General features: G+C 38.4%; 13 protein-coding genes. 11 read left to right on the forward strand and 2 right to left on the reverse strand.

The features are described 5' to 3' along the window. Positions 1-79: 79 nt before the first annotated feature. From F0365_RS02065 to F0365_RS02100, 8 genes are all read left to right on the forward strand, one after another. Positions 80-418 carry a hypothetical protein gene (locus F0365_RS02065; protein WP_169932125.1) on the forward strand — a complete coding sequence of 113 codons (339 nt, stop codon included), beginning with the start codon at positions 80-82 and terminating at the stop codon, positions 416-418. A 137-nt stretch (positions 419-555) separates the two neighbouring features. Continuing rightward, positions 556-2,001: an aldehyde dehydrogenase gene (locus F0365_RS02070; protein WP_169932126.1), complete on the forward strand. Its 1,446-nt coding sequence runs from the start codon at positions 556-558 to the stop codon at positions 1,999-2,001. 1,546 nt (positions 2,002-3,547) lie between these two features. Continuing rightward, positions 3,548-4,108 carry a transposase gene (locus F0365_RS02075; RefSeq protein WP_169932127.1) on the forward strand — a complete coding sequence of 187 codons (561 nt, stop codon included), beginning with the start codon at positions 3,548-3,550 and terminating at the stop codon, positions 4,106-4,108. Next, entirely contained in the window at positions 4,095-5,309 is a 1,215-nt protein-coding gene (locus F0365_RS02080; protein WP_169932128.1) for an NAD(P)/FAD-dependent oxidoreductase, read from the forward strand. Before F0365_RS02075 ends, F0365_RS02080 begins: the two co-directional genes overlap by 14 nt. 462 nt (positions 5,310-5,771) lie before the next feature. Beyond that, positions 5,772-7,286: a 2,3-bisphosphoglycerate-independent phosphoglycerate mutase gene (gene gpmI / locus F0365_RS02085; protein WP_169932129.1), complete on the forward strand. Its 1,515-nt coding sequence runs from the start codon at positions 5,772-5,774 to the stop codon at positions 7,284-7,286. Between the two features lie 4 nt (positions 7,287-7,290). Then, positions 7,291-7,905, forward strand: coding sequence for a thioredoxin family protein (locus F0365_RS02090; RefSeq protein ID WP_169932130.1), 615 nt, complete (start codon positions 7,291-7,293; stop codon positions 7,903-7,905). A 77-nt stretch (positions 7,906-7,982) separates the two neighbouring features. Further along, positions 7,983-9,053, forward strand: coding sequence for a MauE/DoxX family redox-associated membrane protein (locus tag F0365_RS02095; protein WP_169932131.1), 1,071 nt, complete (start codon positions 7,983-7,985; stop codon positions 9,051-9,053). Beyond that, the gene (locus F0365_RS02100; RefSeq protein WP_169932132.1) at positions 9,050-9,409 is read left to right on the forward strand and encodes a cupin domain-containing protein; all 360 of its coding nucleotides are present in this window, start codon (positions 9,050-9,052) and stop codon (positions 9,407-9,409) included. The genes F0365_RS02095 and F0365_RS02100 overlap by 4 nt, the downstream gene beginning before the upstream one ends. A 467-nt stretch (positions 9,410-9,876) precedes the next feature. On the opposite strand, the gene F0365_RS02105 is transcribed toward F0365_RS02100, so the two are convergent. Then, entirely contained in the window at positions 9,877-11,184 is a 1,308-nt protein-coding gene (locus F0365_RS02105; RefSeq protein WP_169932133.1) for a hydroxymethylglutaryl-CoA reductase, degradative, read from the reverse strand. 131 nt (positions 11,185-11,315) lie between these two features. On the opposite strand from F0365_RS02105, the gene F0365_RS02110 reads away from it, so the two are divergent. The 3 genes from F0365_RS02110 to F0365_RS02120 all read left to right on the forward strand — a co-directional run bounded on the left by F0365_RS02110 (position 11,316) and on the right by F0365_RS02120 (position 15,690). After that, on the forward strand, positions 11,316-13,469 hold the full coding sequence (locus tag F0365_RS02110; protein ID WP_169932134.1) for a S9 family peptidase: 2,154 nt from the start codon (positions 11,316-11,318) through the stop codon (positions 13,467-13,469). A 27-nt stretch (positions 13,470-13,496) separates the two neighbouring features. Next, on the forward strand, positions 13,497-15,041 hold the full coding sequence (locus tag F0365_RS02115; protein ID WP_169932135.1) for a peptide MFS transporter: 1,545 nt from the start codon (positions 13,497-13,499) through the stop codon (positions 15,039-15,041). Positions 15,042-15,165: 124 nt separating this feature from the next. Next, positions 15,166-15,690, forward strand: coding sequence for a thioredoxin family protein (locus tag F0365_RS02120; protein ID WP_169932136.1), 525 nt, complete (start codon positions 15,166-15,168; stop codon positions 15,688-15,690). Here the strand turns inward: F0365_RS02120 and F0365_RS02125 are convergent. Then, the gene (locus F0365_RS02125; RefSeq protein ID WP_169932137.1) at positions 15,687-17,753 is read right to left on the reverse strand and encodes a ComEC/Rec2 family competence protein; all 2,067 of its coding nucleotides are present in this window, start codon (positions 17,751-17,753) and stop codon (positions 15,687-15,689) included. The two genes, F0365_RS02120 and F0365_RS02125, sit on opposite strands and share 4 nt — an antisense overlap. Positions 17,754-17,761 lie beyond the last annotated feature (8 nt).

Below are 17,761 nucleotides of genomic sequence, written 5' to 3' on the forward strand. Positions count from 1 at the left end.
CTTCTTATTTTCCACCTGCGCAGATATCGAGTTTAGAGATCCTATTAGTTATTTAATAGAACGTGGCAATCCTAAAAGAGTGGAAATTCCGCGAGAGAATCAGCCAAAATTCATATTGATCCGGTCACTAAAAAATGCAAAAATTAATGAACAAATCCTCTTTGGCGAAATGAGAATGCCCGATAGAGAATTAGATATTGCCTTTAATAAACATTTTATAATCAAACCTTTAAATAGCAGGAATTGTTTTGATTACCAATGCCAGCCTAATGAAGGCGGCAAGCTAACTTTTAAAACAAAGGAACACCAAAGTGGCGAAGTTCCCTTCCTTTTCAAAAACGGAAAATGGATTCAAGGAAATCACGATACATTTAATCATACCTTTAAAAAAATTGCAAGAGGTGTTCTCAAACATTAGAATACCAATAAGCTCCTTCCCTATTTTAGGAAATGTGGGCAAAATGAGCGGTAGCGAGTTTTGGCCGGAAAGGTAAACACGATGAAATTAAATATCTAGGCTGCCTTAACCAATCTATAAATAAAGAAACGAACAAAATGGACATAAAAAACTTCATCAATAACGAAGAGCACATTCCTTCAACAGGTTTTTGGCTGGATAATTATGAACCTGCTTCTGGTGCGGTTTATGGAGAAATCCCTAACTCTAACGAAGATGATGTCGAGAAAGCATATCAAGCAGCAAAAACTGCTTTTCCTACTTGGTCCAATACCAGCATTGACGAACGTTCTAAAATCATGCTGCGCATCGCAGACCTGATAGAAGAGAACTTAGAACAACTCGCAGCAGCAGAGTCTCGTGATAATGGAAAACCAGTATGGCTAGCCCAGGCAGTGGACATACCGCGAGCGTCCTCTAACTTTAGATTTTATGGTCATGCCATTACTCAATACGCAAGTAAAGCGCACGAAAGCATAGGTAAAAACACCATGAATTATACGATACGCAAACCCATAGGGGTAGTAGGTTGTATCTCACCATGGAACTTGCCTTTGTATTTATTTACTTGGAAAATTGCTCCAGCGATTGCTGCTGGAAATTGCGTGGTAGCAAAACCTAGCGAAGTCACTCCTGCGACTGCATATTTACTCGGTAAGATTGTTAAAAAGGCTGGATTACCAGCTGGAGTGCTCAACATTATTCATGGCAACGGCGCGATCTGTGGCCAAGCAATTGTCGCGCATCCACATATCAAAGCCATTAGTTTTACTGGTGGCACAACTACTGGCGCGCACATCGCGAGAACGGCTGCACCCATGTTTAAGAAACTTTCTCTGGAGTTGGGAGGTAAAAATCCCAATCTTATTTTTACCGATTGTGATTATGATAAAATGCTGGACACTACCGTACGATCTTCCTTTGCCAACCAAGGTCAGATCTGTCTTTGCGGCAGCCGTATTTTTGTGCAACAAGAGATTTACGAGCGCTTCAAAACAGACTTTGTTGATCGTGTAAAGAACCTGAGAGTAGGTCATCCAGACCAATCTAGCACCAAAGTTGGTGCAGTGGTCAGTGCTGGTCATAGAGAGAAGATTGAGGAGTACCTCGCTTTCGCGAAAGCGGAACCAGAAAACTACCGCATCTTAACTGGCGGAAACCGTGTCATCGTAAAAGAATATGAAAACGGTTATTACCTAGAACCCACCGTGATCGAAGTATCCTCCAACGATTGCAAACTGAATCAAGAAGAGATCTTCGGACCGGTGGTGACCATCATGCCATTTACAGACGAAGCCCACGCGCTAGAACTAGCAAACGGCACCAAATACGGATTAAGCGCCACTTTATGGACCAACGATTTATCCAGAACCATGAGAATGACGCAAGAAATCGAAGCCGGAATCGTATGGGTCAACACCTGGTTGAATAGAGATTTGCGCACCCCTTTTGGCGGCGTTAAAGACAGCGGCGTAGGACGAGAAGGCGGTTTTGAAGCTTTGGACTTCTTTACCGAACCTAAGAACATTTGTATTGAGTATTAAAACCCCGACCTGATCCAGACAATGCCAACACGAATAGTTGAAAGGTCAATTTTCTATTCTAGACGATGCCAACACCAATAGTTGGCATGTCGGGTTTCGACAATTTCTTTTAAATTAGAAACTAACAGGCCAAGTATTCTTCTTGGCATGTTTAGTTGACATCGAAAAGCCTAAAAATAATCTCGTACACGTTTTCAAGATTTAAAATAACCCTTTTTAAAATCAGCTCTCCGACCTGATCCAGAAGATGCTAACTCGAATAGTTGAAAGGTCCATTTTCTATTCTAGACGATGCCAACACCAATAGTTGGCATGTCGGGTTTCGACAATTTCTTTTAAATTAGAAACTAACATAACAAGTATTCTTCTTGGCATGTTTAGTTGACATCGAAAAGCCTAAAAATAATCTCGTACACGGTTTCAAAATTTAAAATAACCCTTTTTTTAAATCAGCTCCCCGACCTGATCCAGAAGATGCTAACTCGAATAGTTGAAAGGTCAAGTCACCATTCCAGACGATGCCAACTCGAATAGTTGGCATGTCGGGTTTCGACAATTTCTTTTAAATTAGAAACTAACAGGCCAAGTATTCTTCTTGGCATGTTTAGTTGACATCGAAAAGCCTGAAAATAATCTCGTACACGGTTTCAAAATTTAAAATAACCCTTTTTTAAAATCAGCTCTCCGACCTGATCCAGAAGATGCTAACTCGAATAGTTGAAAGGTCAAGTCACCATTCCAGACGATGCCAACACCAATAGTTGGCATGTCGGGTTTCGACAATTTCTTTTAAATTAGAAACTAACAGGCCAAGTATTCTTCTTGGCATGTTTAGTTGACATCGAAAAGCCTAAAAATAATCTCGTACACGGTTTCAAGATTTAAAATAACCCTTTTTTAAAATCAACTCCCCGACCTGATTCAGAAGATGCCAACACGAATAGTTGAAAGGTCAATTTTCTATTCTAGACGATGCCAACACCAATAGTTGGCATGTCGGGTTTCGACAATTTCTTTTAAATTAGAAACTAACATAACAAGTATTCTTCTTGGCATGTTTAGTTGACATCGAAAAGCCTGAAAATAATCTCGTACACGGTTTCAAAATTTAAAATAACCCTTTTTAAAATCAACTCCCCAACCTGATCCAGAAGATGCTAACTCGAATAGTTGAAAGGTCCATTTTCTATTCCAGACGATGCCAACACGAATAGTTGAAAGGTCAAGTCACCATTCCAGACGATGCCAACACGAATAGTTGGCATGTCGGGTTTCGACAATTTCTTTTAAATTAGAAACTAACATGCCAAGTATTCTTCTTGGCATGTTTAGTTGACATCGAAAAGCCTAAAAATAATCTCGTACACGGTTTCAAGATTTAAAATAACCCTTTTTTTAAATCAGCTCCCCGACCTGATCCAGACGATGCCAACACGAATAGTTGGCATGTCGGGTTTCGACAATTTCTTTTAAATTAGAAACTAACAGGCCAAGTATTCTTCTTGGCATGTTTGGTTGACTTGAAAGATGTTCTTACCTTGTTATTATGAACGATAGAATCGAAGGAGATAAATATTACCATATTTTTAATCAAGCAAATGGCATGATTGATATTTTTAAGGAATCTCGCAACTATCCTTTCTTTATCGATAAAATGGAAAAACACCTGTCACCAGTTTGCGAGATTATCGCTTTTTGTTTGATGAAAAACCATTTTCATCTCGTTGTTAAAACAAAAAAAATAGAAGAAACTCAAATTTCAAGAGCCTTTGCAAATTTATTTATAGGTTATGCAAAAGCATATAACAAAGCATATAATCGTTCGGGAAGTTTATTTAAAAAGCCTTTTAAGAGGAAACTTATAGCATCAGAAACCTATTTGAAAAATGTTATTTTATATGTTCATTGCAATCCAGTTAAGGATGGATTTGTAGAAGACATCATTAGTTACCCTTGGTCTTCTTACAATGAAATTTTAGATGATTTAGCCACATTTATAGATCGTGACTTTGTTCTAGAATTGTTTGATGATTCCATTAACTTTGTTGCCGCTCATAGAGCTTATCAGTTAAACACCTCTTTCACTCCTACTTTTGAACAAAACTAACTACAACACCATAATCATAGGCGGCGGCGCAGCTGGATTTTTTACCGCTATCAATCTGGCAGAGCAGACCAGCGATCATTCTATTGCGATATTGGAACGTGGAAAAGACGTACTTCAAAAAGTGCGTATTTCAGGCGGTGGAAGATGCAATGTCACTCATGCAGAGTTTGAACCCAAACCTTTATCCCTTAATTACCCGCGTGGAGAGAAAGAATTGCTCGGGCCATTTCACAGCTTTATGACGGGTGACACCATCGCTTGGTTTGAAGAACGTGGCGTAGAATTAAAAATTGAAGAGGATGGACGTATGTTTCCGGTTTCTAATTCTTCACAGACCATTATCGACTGCTTTATCTCGCTTACGCGAAAACACCACATAGACATTCTTACCAGCCATAATGTGGCCTCAATCGAGAAAACAGAGTCTTGGAAATTACATACTAAAACAGATATTTTTACTTGTGAACATCTTGTAATAACCGCAGGAAGCAGCCCTAAAGTTTGGGAAATGATGCGTCAACTAGATCATACGATTGTAAACGCAGTTCCTTCCCTTTTCACCTTTAATATAGTTGATAAAAAAATAACCGAGTTGGCAGGAATAGCCTTAGAAGCTCGAGTAGAAATACCCCAATTAAAGTTAGAATCTCAAGGACCTTTACTCATCACGCATTGGGGCTTTTCTGGACCAGCCATTTTAAAAATGAGCGCTTGGGGCGCCATAGAACTGAACTCATCAGATTATAAATTTGATTTGGTTATCAACTGGCTGAATTACCTATCGCATCAAGAATGTTTAGAAAGTCTTTTTGAAAGAAGAAAAAATAGTAAAAAACAAGTCGGTAACGAGTGGTTGTTTGATCTTCCTAAACGACTTTGGAAATACGTAGTAGAAAGCATTCAGCTCACAGAAAAAAACTGGGCAGATTGTTCCAATACCGACCTTCAAAATCTAGCGACAGTATTAACAGCAAGCACATTTGCTATCAATGGAAAAAGCACTTTTAAAGAAGAATTTGTAACCGCTGGTGGTGTAGATTTAAAAGAGGTCAATTTCAAGTCTTTTTCTTCCAAAAAACAAGATAACTTGTATCTTGCAGGAGAAATCCTAAATATAGATGCCATTACCGGCGGCTTTAATTTTCAAAACGCCTGGACGGGTGGCTGGATCATTGCGAGGGCAATAGGCAATAGGCAATAGGCAGTAGGCAGTAGGCAATAGGCAATAGGCAGTAGGCAATAGGCAGTAGGCAATAGGCAGTAGGCAGTAGGCAGTAGGTAGTAGGTAGTAGGCAGTAGGCAGTAGGCAGTAGGCAGTAGGCAGTAGGCAGTAGGCAGTAGGCAGTAGGCAGTAGGCAGTAGGCAGTAGGCAGTAGGCAGTAGGCAGTAGGCAGTAGGCAGTAGGCAGTAGGCAAAATCGCTTTGACTTTTTTAAAAAAAAAGTCAAAGCGATTTTTATGTGTTTATAAAGAGAAAAAATGTGCTTATAAATTTTACCGCTTTTGTACACTATTCTTTAGTGGCATTTCTCTATGGAACGCTGAGACTGATGCTGTAAACTAAAATTTCGCAATCGCTTTCGTAGAAAAAGAATGAATCAACTCGCTTATTTAGACTTAAAAACCTACGATTTCCGTAATTTAGGAGTTCAAATTTTTATACATTGAACAAGAAAACGATTTTAATGATTCTCGATGGTTGGGGAATCACCCAGGACCCAAAAGTAAGTGCTATTGCGCAAGCAAACACTCCTTTTATAGACAGCCTATATAAGAAATACCCTCATGCCACTTTGCGCACCGACGGTGAACACGTAGGACTACCTGAAGGACAAATGGGAAATAGCGAGGTAGGTCATATGAACCTCGGCGCGGGTAGAATCGTCTATCAAGATCTTGCCAAAATCAATAAAGCCATAAAAGACGACACGCTCAAAGAAGAGAAAGTGCTGGTGGATGCTCTCGATTTCGCGAAAGCGAATTCTAAAAAAGTACATTTCTTAGGATTGTTATCTGATGGTGGCGTTCATGCCCACATCAATCATTTAAAAGCATTGCTAGATGTGGCGAGCGATCGTGAAGTGGAACAGGTTTTTATCCACGCATTTACTGATGGCCGCGATGTAGATCCTAAATCTGGCGCTGGTCATGTAGAAGATTTGATGAATTATATAAGCGGTACCAATGCACAGTTAGCATCTGTTACTGGACGTTATTTTGCGATGGACAGAGACCAACGCTGGGAACGTGTAAAGAAAGCTTATGATGTAATAGTACACGGTATGGGTCTTCCTACACACGATCCTGTTGCAGCGATAAAGGAGAATTATAAAAATGGGGTTACTGATGAATTTATAGAACCTATAGTGGTGCTCAACGGTACTGAACCTGCAGCTTTAGTAGAAGAAGGCGATGTCGTTATTTTCTTTAATTATAGAACAGACAGAGGCCGTGAACTAACTCAAATGTTATCCCAAAAAGATTTTCATGAGCAAAACACACATGCGCTGGATCTTTACTATGTCACCATGACCAAATATGATGAAAGCTACAAAAACATAAAAATCATCTTTGAAAAAGACAATCTTAAAAACACTCTAGGCGAAGTGCTCTCTGCAGCAGGGAAGACACAGATACGTATTGCCGAAACAGAGAAGTATCCACATGTGACCTTTTTCTTTAATGGTGGTCAAGAAGAACCTTTTCAAGGTGAAAGCAGGTTGATGTGTAACTCTCCTAAAGTAGCCACTTATGACTTGCAACCAGAAATGTCTATAGATTGTGTTTCTAGCAGTATCATTCCAGAGATCCATAAAAAAGCAGCCGATTTTATATGCCTCAATTTTGCCAATCCAGATATGGTAGGACATACCGGCTCTATGGAAGCAGCGGTAAAAGCATGTGAAGCTGTAGATGCCGCAGCAAAAGAAGTCATCATTGCTGCCATCAAAAACGATTACACAGTGATAGTCATCGCAGACCATGGGAATTGCGAGGTAATGCTCAATACAGATGGCTCTGTAAATACAGCACACACCACTAATCCTGTTCCGATTATTATAGTCGATAAGGATATTAAACAAGTAAAAGACGGGATTCTAGGTGAGATTGCTCCTACTGTATTAAAGTTAATAGGAGTACAACAACCAAGTGAAATGACGCAAAAATCATTAATTTAGTAGTATGAAAAAGATATATATACTCATTGCCGCAGTGACACTTACTGCTTGTGGGACTCAAAAGGCTTCTACAGATAAAACGGCGACCACGACTCCAACCACAATGGAAGATAAAATAAATGCTGCTAATCAAATAGATGGTACCCTGGATATAGGTGCTTCTTATGCAAAAGATGCCTCTGGAAACCTAACTGGAATCGTTCAAAAAGATGCTTTTATGCAAGCACCTTATAACTCTTGGTTCAATAGCAGTATAGCAACATATGAGGCAGATCAAGAAACAATCGATGCTCTTAAATTAGCCTTGGTAGATGTAGAAATAAGAGCTTATATGGGTACTTGGTGTGGTGATTCAAAAAGAGAAACTCCTCAATTTTATAATATCCTTGAGGCGGCCTATTTTGATATGGATCAACTTACCATGATCACTGTGGATCGTTCTAAAAAAAAACCTGTAAAATTAGTTTCTGACTATAACATCCAGCGCGTACCTACTTTTATCTTTTACCGCAACGGAGCAGAAATAGGCCGCTATGTAGAACGACCTAGAGAATCTCTAGAAAAAGACATGTTAAAGATTGTTACTGGTCAAGAATACAAACATTCGTACGATAACTAGTACCTACAATTTTATAATTTAAGACGAGGAATTCATATTCCTCGTTTTTTTTATATATTGAATATAAATTAACCAACTTGAACCTTCACTTTTCAAATCGCTATGTGCTCAACGCCACACTCATTGTTTGCTGGCTAGCTACGGCTATGATAGGCTTTAATGGTTTTTTTAAATCTCATGATTTACTGACAGTTTCTTTGTTTGACTATCAAATTCCAGACGCCTTGACTTTTTTACTGGCTGTAATGATGTTCTTATCACCAGTTACAGGACTATTTATTAATGTTAGGATTGCCAAATGGCTGCTTCTTAGTTCCGCCTTTTTGTATGTAGTTCTTATTGTCTTTGACCTGCACAGATTGACCCCATACATGATCGCTTATCTAGGCGTATTTGCTGCACTAATTTTACTCAAATACGACTCCAGCATTCTGTACACCGCATTATTGATCATCGCATCTGGGATTTATATATTTAGTGGTTTACACAAACTCAACATAGGTTTTGTAAAAGATATTGCGCCACAATTTTGGTTTTATTCCTTACCCTTTAATTACAATGATGTCATAGGATATGGGTTTGCTATCATAGAAATAGTTGCTGGATTATTACTGCTACTACCGCTTACGCGAAAACTTGCTTGCATCCCACTCCTACTGCTGCACACTGTTATTATTTGGAAACTAGGACCTTGGAAACTGGATTGGAACACGATCGTAATGCCGTGGAATTTCTTGATGATCGTGACCTTAATTTACCTGTTTAGAAAAAGTGCTTTATCCACATTTAGAATAGGTTCTGCTCAAACGATTATGGTTGTTTTAGGAGTTTTCTTTTGGCTGTTACCAGGACTTTCCCAAATCATATGGATTCCAGAGAACTTGAGCATGATGCTTTATTCTGGCAAATCAAAAAGTGGTTATCTAGTAATTAATGAACCTATAGATCGGTTATCATCCTACGATCACATTCCTGAGAAAGAAAAAATGCTCATCAGTCTGCAACGTCTTTCCATGGAAGAACGCGGTATTGCCATACATCCAGAACTAAAGATTTACGATAAAATACTAGAAAACTTCAAGTCAAAAATTCCGCAAACAGATCGTATTTATTACACCCATCCCAATAAAATATCCGAAAAACTATGAACGCCGTCAATCTTAAAGAAAAGCTGAGTTTATTTAAGGAGCAGTGGACTCCTAAAATAATAGGAGAACTCAATGGTCAACAGGTAAAACTGGCCAAGCTTCAGGGCGAGTTTGTATGGCACGATCATAAGGACGAAGATGAATTGTTTTATGTGATTAAAGGCCAGCTTATTATTGAGCTGCGTGATAAAACCATCACCTTAAATGAAGGGGACCTTTACATCGTACCACGCGGTGTGGAACACAAACCTATCGCTCACGAAAAAGTTCATATCATGCTATTTGAACCTGCAGTGATCAAACACACTGGAGATGTACAACATGAAATTACTAAAGAACAACTGGACTGGATATAAAAAAAATAGACAGCCGATTGGTTAACGACCGACGATTGACTTTCTGCATATCAAATATCCATCAATGAGGAACGATTTTTGATTTTTCTACTCCATTGGAAAGTTGATAGATTACAAATTGAGATCCTATTACAGGGAAGTTGTTTTGCAACGGATTGACAAGTTGAGAAAGCACAAGCGATGGAGCGACCTTTAAGGTTTCGCCCAATAGAAGAAAGCTTGAAATTAAAAGATAAAAACTGTCGGGCAACTTGACAGGTTTTAAGAAGTAAAAGTCATTTAAATACTCCATATGGATCCAAGAAATAGGAGGAACGATTTTTGATTTTTTTACTCTAATGGAAAATCAATGAGTTACAAATCGAGATACTTTGATAACAAAGCCTTCCTGCGACAGCTTGACAATTAAAAAGACAAGTCTTGCAACGACTTAACAAAACCCCAAACGATCGAGTTCAAGTTCAAGTTCAAATTCGAATTTTCTCCAAACTCTCTCTCAAGCTAGAGAAGCTAGGTGTTTTATCGCTGTACTCTTTACGCAACACGTTCTTTTCTTCGTCTGTAGCTCCTATTTGTTCCAGCATGTTGACCAAGTGCATTTTCATGTGTCCTACTTGTATTCCTGTAGTAACTAAAGAATGTAATGCCGCAAAATTTTGAGCGAGTCCTGCAACGGCTGTTACCTTCATTAGCTTTTCAGCAGTTGGGTTGCCTAGAATTTGCATCGCTAATTTAGAAAGCGGGTGTAAAGAAGTAAGTCCTCCTACGGTTCCTAGTGCTAGTGGAAAATCTGCTTCAAAGATAAAGCTGTCGTTCATTATTCGCGCACGAGTAAGACTTCGGTATTGTCCATCTCTAGAAGCAAAAGCATGTACCCCAGCCTCCACCGCTCTAAAATCATTTCCTGTAGCAATGACTACCGCATCAATACCATTCATGATTCCTTTATTATGGGTGACCGCTCGATAAGGTTCTACGGTGGCAATGTCTACGGCGCGCACAAATTTTCTGACAAACTCTGCTCCTGTTACTCCATTTACAGTTCCTATCTCGTCAATTTTACAAGAAACAGATACGTTTACGACACATTCTGGGACATAATTGCTCAAGATACTCATGATTACTTCTGGCACATCGCTAGAAAAGCCTTGAAATTCAGAAGCTTTTAATTTTAAAGTGGTCGCGAGTTGCTCAAGTGTGGTGTTGATAAAGTTAGCACCCATGGCGTCCCTTGTTTCAAAGGTCGCATGCAACTGGTAATATCCTTCTAGGCTTTTGGTTTTATCTACTAATATCAATTCTTGAATACCGCCACCACGTTTTTTCATCGAGGCGTTGATCTGTTCGAGGGATTGTAATAATTCCGCTTTCGCGAAAGCGTAAAAAGCATCCATCTCACTGCCCAAACCATGATACATCAAATGTACTTGTCCCGATTTAAGAGTGCCTTTGATCTGTGTTTTAAAACCACCTCGATCCATCCAAAACTTAGCTGCTTTACTAGCTGCAGCCACCACACTACTTTCCTCAATTGCCATAGGAATCGTGACCAACTGGTCATCGATCAAAAAATTAGGCGCCAATCCAAATGGAAAGTAAAAATTAGTTACCGTGTTCTCACTAAAACCGTCGTGCAAGTCCTGTAATTTTTGATCTTCATTCCAATATTGAGTAAGCGTTTCTCTGGCAGTAGGGCTATTATTAAGATGCTGCTCTACCAGCCAATCTATTTTTTGAGATTTAGAAAGTTTTGAAAATCCAGTAAACAGTTGCATACATATAAAAATTGAGCGACAAAGATACAATCGGTTAAGGAGAATTTACTGCAACAGGATAATCGCCTAAACCGTAGCTTTATTGGGATATTTTTAGTAGAATTGAGGTCACACGTAATTAAAACTAAGGAATGATTAAAAACTGCATGCTTTTATTGGCTTTTATATTTGTAAGTCAAAGCATTACCGCTCAGAAAAACATTAGTGTTGAAGATATTTATAAAGGAGAATTCCGCACAGAAGGTCTTCAATCTTTAGCCTCATTAAACAACGGAACTGAATATTTAGTTCTTAACTACAACAGTGATCGGACACAAACCATAGATAAATACAGTTATCTCACTGGAGAAAAAACAGCAACCCTGGTTAACAGCGCTGACATCAACCTTCCTATAAGTAATTATATTTTAAGTAGCGATGAAAAGCAAATGATGATCATTTCTGAAAGCAACCAAATCTTCAGACGTAGTACGTACGATAAAGTGCATATTCTTGATTTAGAAACTAATAGGTTAACCTCTTTAAGCGACGAGTTTGTCAGAAGCCCTTCTTTCTCCCCAGATGGTGAAAAAGTAGCCTATGTTTTTGAAAACGACATCTATTATAAAGACTTGACCACTGAAGCCTTAATCCAAGTAACTACTGATGGAGTGACTAATAAATTGATTAATGGAGTTACAGACTGGGTGTATGAAGAAGAATTTGCCTTTGTAAAGGCCTATGAATGGAGTCCAAATAGCGAGCAGATTGCTTTTATCTCTTTTGACGAAAGTGATGTTCCTGAATTCTCTATGGATATTTATGGAAAAGACTTATACCAGTACCCTGAAGTATTTAAATATCCAAAAGCTGGAGAAAAGAATGCCATTGTTGCACTGCACCAATTTACTTTAGCTACGGGAACAAGACAAGAAGTTTCTTTGGGACGTAATGAAGAATTTTATATAGCACGAATCAATTACTCGCCTAATGGTAAACTTGCTGCTCAGTTATTGAACAGACACCAAGATGTTTTGAATTTCTTTTATGTGGAGCCTGATGGAATGTCAAAAATTGCTTTTACTGAAACTGACATGGCGTATGTAGATGTTACAGACGACCTTACTTTCTTAAGTGATGGCAGCTTTTTATGGACCAGTGAAAAAGACAACTGGAGACATATTTATTTATACGATGCAGATGGTAAAGAAAAACGCCAAATCACGAAAGGGAACTGGGACGTTACTTCTTATTATGGTTATGACGACAAGTCAAAACGCGTTTACTTTCAAAGTACAGAAGATGGCTCTATCAACAGAAGCATTTATTCCATTTCTTTAAAAGGAAAGAAAAAGAAAAAGCTTTCTTCTCAAACAGGTACAAATAGTGCTTCATTTAGTAAAAACTTTACCTATTATATCAATACCTTCTCCAGTGCTACTACTCCACCAGTGTATACGTTGAACAATGCAAAGGATGGTACGTCAGTACGTGAAATTAAAAACAACAATAATCTTCAACTCAAATTGAACGATTATATAGTAGCTCAAAAAGAATTTTCTACCATTAACATCAATGGCAATGACTTGAACATGTGGACCATGAAGCCTCAAGACTTTGATCCTAACAAAACCTATCCGTTATTCATGACACAATACAGCGGTCCTGGCTCACAATCTGTAGCTAACAGTTGGTATGGTGCAAATGACTTTTGGTACAGCATGCTGGCAAACCAAGGTTACATAGTCGTTTGTATAGATGGACGCGGAACTGGATTCAAAGGAGCCGATTTTAAAAAAGTGACACAAAAAGAATTGGGGAAATATGAAGTAGAAGATCAAATCGCAGCTGCTAAGAAATTAGGTGCTATGAATTACATCGATGCGAGCCGCGTAGGAATTTGGGGCTGGAGTTATGGTGGTTTTATGAGTTCTAATTGCTTATTAAAAGGGAATGATACTTTTAGCATGGCAATAGCTGTGGCACCGGTAACCAACTGGAGATTTTATGATTCTATTTACACAGAGCGCTACATGACGACTCCACAGGAGAATGCCAGTGGTTATGATGAAAACAGCCCGATCAATCACGTGGATAAATTAAAAGGAAAGTATCTTTTAGTTCACGGTAGTGCTGATGATAATGTACACGTTCAAAATACCATGAGAATGGTAGAAGCATTGGTACAAGCTAACAAGCAATTTGAATGGGCTATCTACCCAGACAAAAATCATGGGATTTACGGTGGTAACACTAGAATCCACTTGTACAACAAGATGACCAATTTCATCAAAGAGAATTTATAATCACAACCACCAACTAACCCTAATTATATGTCAACTGCAATTCAACAAAAACAACTATTCGGTCATCCGGTAGGTTTGTACATTCTATTTCTTACAGAAATGTGGGAGCGCTTTTCTTATTATGGAATGCGTGCCATACTGGTTTTGTATTTAACAAGTGAGACTGTTTCTGACAATCCAGGTTTGGGATGGACTGATGGAAGAGCACTTGCTTTATACGGCTGGTATACGATGTTAGTTTATGTAGCGTCCATACCTGGTGGCATAATAGCAGATAAAATTATAGGTCAGAAACGCTCCGTTCTTTACGGTGGCTTATTATTATGTGCAGGACATGGTATTTTATCTATAGAGCAAAACTGGGCCTTTTATACTGGACTAGCCCTTATTGTTGCTGGTGTAGGTCTTTTAAAACCAAACATATCCACTCTTGTAGGTGGTTTATACGAACCTGGAGACGATAGAAGAGATAAAGGATTTAGTATTTTTTATATTGGAATTAATGTAGGAGCAGCTGCGGCATCGATTATTGTAGGTCTGGTAGCTAAATCATATGGTTGGCATGCTGGTTTTGGATTAGCAGCAATTGGGATGGCATTAGGTCAAGTAGTTTATATGTTTGGTCAAAAGCACTTGAGCCACGTTGGTAACAAACCTGCAAAAGCGGTAAAAGACGACGGAAACGTTTCTATAGCACAGTTATTAAAAAACATGATTAGCAACAAAGGATCGCTATCTGCATGGGTTATTTTAACTATAGCTTCACTAGCCGCCCTTTTTATGTGGGACTGGGCTTATGGATTATTATTCTTGTTTTTATCTTTTGTCGTTGGTATGATGATGGCAATTTTTCAAGATCTAGACACTCAAATTGACAAAGACCGCTATGTTGTCTTGTTGCTTTCGTTTTTAATTGTCATTGTTTTTTGGGGTGCCTTTGAGCAAGCAGGTGGACTTATGAATTTATATACACAAACCAAAACAGATAGATTCTTTTTAGGTTGGGAAGTTCCAAGCGCAATTATGCAAGCTTTTAACCCTATGTACATTATCATTTTTGCTATACCTGTAGCAAGTGCATGGATTTGGTGGAAAAACCGTGGTAACGAAGCTTCTTCATTATTCAAAATGGCCTTTGGAGTAATTGTGATGGGACTTGGATTTGTCTTTATGATAGGAGCCTCTTTACAATATGAAGAATTAGGAGAGTCTGCATTGTACTGGCTAGCCTTGGCATACCTACTTCACACTTTAGGGGAATTATGCGCCTCGCCAGTAGCCTTGTCGTTTATAACAAAATTAGCTCCAATAAGATATGGAGCACTGATGATGGGTGTGTATTTTGCGGCAACAGGATTAGGGAATAAAGTAGCAGGAATTATTGGTGAAAGCGCAGAAGGAGCAGGTGAATTAACTGTATTTACCAGTATCACTGTTTTCTGTGTTATTTTTGGCTTATTAGTAATCGCTTTGCTTAAACCTTTAAAGCGCTTAACTCACGGAGCAGAAGATAAAAACAAAGAACAACTCGAACAAGAAGGCTATGAACTTGCTGACACTGAGTTCAATTAAAAACCCTGTTTTTAGTAAATAATATACACGGATATCAAGAATATCATTTGAAAATTATATTTTTAACAAAAAACGCACTGCTTCGGTGTGTTTTTTGCTTTAGTAGAAATTGTAAATTTGCTTTATGAAATTATTCCCTATTGTATTTCTATTGTTTTCGGCATTTAGTTTTTCTCAGGTCAACTGGATGAGCATGAATGATGCCCTTGCAGCACAGAAAAAAGAACCTCGCAAAATTTTGATGAAATCCTACACGGACTGGTGTCCTAATTGTAAATGGATGGATAAATACGCTTTCGCGAAAGCGGATATCGCCAACTACATCAACGAGAACTATTATCCCGTAAAATTTAATGCTGAAGGAACTGAAGTAATCAACTACAAAGGCGCTACTTACCGCAATCCTCTTAAAAAGCGCAACGATCGCGCACAACATCAATTTGCAGAATTTATAAGAATATTTGAATATCCTACACTGGTGTTTTTTGATAAAAAAGGAACCATTATCAATCCAGTTCCTGGTAAATTAGATGCTAAAAAGTTGGAAATCTATATCACCATGCTCTCAGACCAGACTTACAAGTCTATCAATACGGGGAAAAAATGGAACGATTACCAGCGTGATTTTAAATACAAACTCCAGGGTTAATCGATTGCTATTGCACCTTCTTCATAGGTGTTTAAAAATCTAATATTCATTTGATCACAAGTGACTTTCCAGGCCTCTACTACATTTCGATAATTAGATCCGTCGGCGATAATCATTTTCGGTTGAGTGTCTAGAATAAGTCGTTCTATGTTTATTTTAGGAGAGTGCGACAACAATACTGTAGCGTTCTTAATAGAAATATCATAGACGGCATTTTCGGCGATAACCACCAGTTGTGTGTCTTTATAGTGCACCAAACTTTGTAAATGGGCTGTAGACAACTTCTTGCCTCGATGATTTTCTATATTTTTTAATCGCTCTAAACTAATAACGGCTCTTGTAGAATCCATGACATGCAAATCAGTCAGTAACAGCACTTGATCCTTATTGCTCAAACTGACCGCACTTCCAGTAGCTTGATGCAGTACTAAAAACTGTTCTTCAGTGTAGGCATACTTTTCAAAACTAGTTATCCCCATCCAAAGTATCACAGATACGAGACTTAGGTGCAGCATCCAGTTGGGCTTTTTCAAGTAAAAACGTTCTTTTCTACTTCTCTTAAAATAAGGAACTAAAAACAAAACCAAACCAAACAGAGTCGTATACATCAAAATCGTTTCCCACCAGGTGATATATATGTCTGTTATAATAAACGCATCCCAAGAACTGATTGTAGCAACGGTTTCCATGATGAATTCCAGTATTACATTTAAAGCAGTCGTTAGCCAGTCGGTAGGAAACCCAATGAGCAACAAAACAATCAATAATAACGCAGCGCCTATAATCAATGGCAACAGGGGCAGTAGCAGTAAATTTCCAAGAATAAACAATCCGGGAAACTGATGAAAATAAAATAGGCTCACTCCTGCTACTCCTATTTGAGCTGCTATGGTTACTGTACATATACTCCAGAAAAAATCTTTGACCTTATTGCGCCAAGTCCATAATCCCACCAGTACCGGTTGTATCAATACAATAGAAAATACCGCCATATAGCTCAACTGAAAGCCCACCTGAAACAGCAATCGCGGATCATAAATCAGCAACACAAAAGCAGATAAAGTCAAACTGTGATAAACCGATCCTTTGCGTTTGAGATTCATACCTATAGCCACAAAAGAAAACATAGTTACTGCTCGCATAATGGAAGGTGACATTCCTGTGAGCAAAGCAAAAGACCATAAAAGAATAATAAGAACCGCACTTTGAATCCAGCGACCGTATTTCAGTCGTACTATTCTTTGAGTAAGAAATCTTAGAATCAGTAGAATGATTCCTACATGCAAACCGCTAAGAGCAAGAATATGAATGACCCCTGCATCTCTAAAGCTTCTGGTCAGCTCGGGATCAACATTTTGTCGTTGTCCTAAAACCAAAGCTTCAATCATCGCTCGAGGACGTTCCTTTAAACTGGATGCAGTTAGTTTATTTAGAATCGCATTTCTAACACCTAATAGAACGTCCATTCTGTCAGGAACCTTCTCTTCGCTCCATATGCGAGTTTGATCAACATACATCTGACCATAGACATCAATGGACTTTAAATAAGCTCTGTAATCAAAATCACCAGGATTAGGTGCAAATGCAGGTAAATCAATATGCTCATAAACGACTAGCCTATCACCTACCAGGTAACCCAGACTGTCAGCTCTTTTAAATAATACCAATACTTTTCCTGAAACGCTTTCTTGACCCAAGGACAATACCTCAGCATAAAAGCGATCATTAAATTTATTGGAGGTTAATCGTTGTTTTAGCTCAAAAGAAATGACCTGATCTTGAGCTTGTGATGGTCTGTTAATAAAGTGATTACTTGCTAGCTGATTATGAAACTGAATTTGAATTCCCCCTAGAAAAAAGAAAAAGCAGTAAACGGATACAGCAAAAAATGCTTTTGAAAAAAATGAATACTTGTTTATAAGCAAGGAAAGTACAGCAATCGAAAAAGATATGCCCAAGCCGTATAGATAATGGTGCGTAGGCAATTCTATACCGCTAGAAAAAATAATTCCTGCGATAAGAAAAAATAAAATTCTATAAAATGGATAATCAAGCCAGCGCATGATTAAAT

Source organism: Nonlabens sp. Ci31, assembly GCF_012974865.1.
In the GTDB taxonomy this organism is placed as follows: Bacteria; Bacteroidota; Bacteroidia; order Flavobacteriales; family Flavobacteriaceae; genus Nonlabens.

Bases quoted from the DNA above. Each gene is read 5' to 3' on its own strand.
- F0365_RS02090 (WP_169932130.1), top strand. From the start codon at position 7,291: ATGAAAAAGATATATATACTCATTGCCGCAGTGACACTTACTGCTTGT.
- F0365_RS02120 (WP_169932136.1), top strand. From the start codon at position 15,166: ATGAAATTATTCCCTATTGTATTTCTATTGTTTTCGGCATTTAGTTTT.
- F0365_RS02100 (WP_169932132.1), top strand. From the start codon at position 9,050: ATGAACGCCGTCAATCTTAAAGAAAAGCTGAGTTTATTTAAGGAGCAG.
- F0365_RS02105 (WP_169932133.1), bottom strand. From the start codon at position 11,184: ATGCAACTGTTTACTGGATTTTCAAAACTTTCTAAATCTCAAAAAATA.
- F0365_RS02070 (WP_169932126.1), top strand. From the start codon at position 556: ATGGACATAAAAAACTTCATCAATAACGAAGAGCACATTCCTTCAACA.
- F0365_RS02115 (WP_169932135.1), top strand. From the start codon at position 13,497: ATGTCAACTGCAATTCAACAAAAACAACTATTCGGTCATCCGGTAGGT.
- F0365_RS02075 (WP_169932127.1), top strand. From the start codon at position 3,548: ATGAACGATAGAATCGAAGGAGATAAATATTACCATATTTTTAATCAA.
- F0365_RS02110 (WP_169932134.1), top strand. From the start codon at position 11,316: ATGATTAAAAACTGCATGCTTTTATTGGCTTTTATATTTGTAAGTCAA.
- F0365_RS02125 (WP_169932137.1), bottom strand. From the start codon at position 17,753: ATGCGCTGGCTTGATTATCCATTTTATAGAATTTTATTTTTTCTTATC.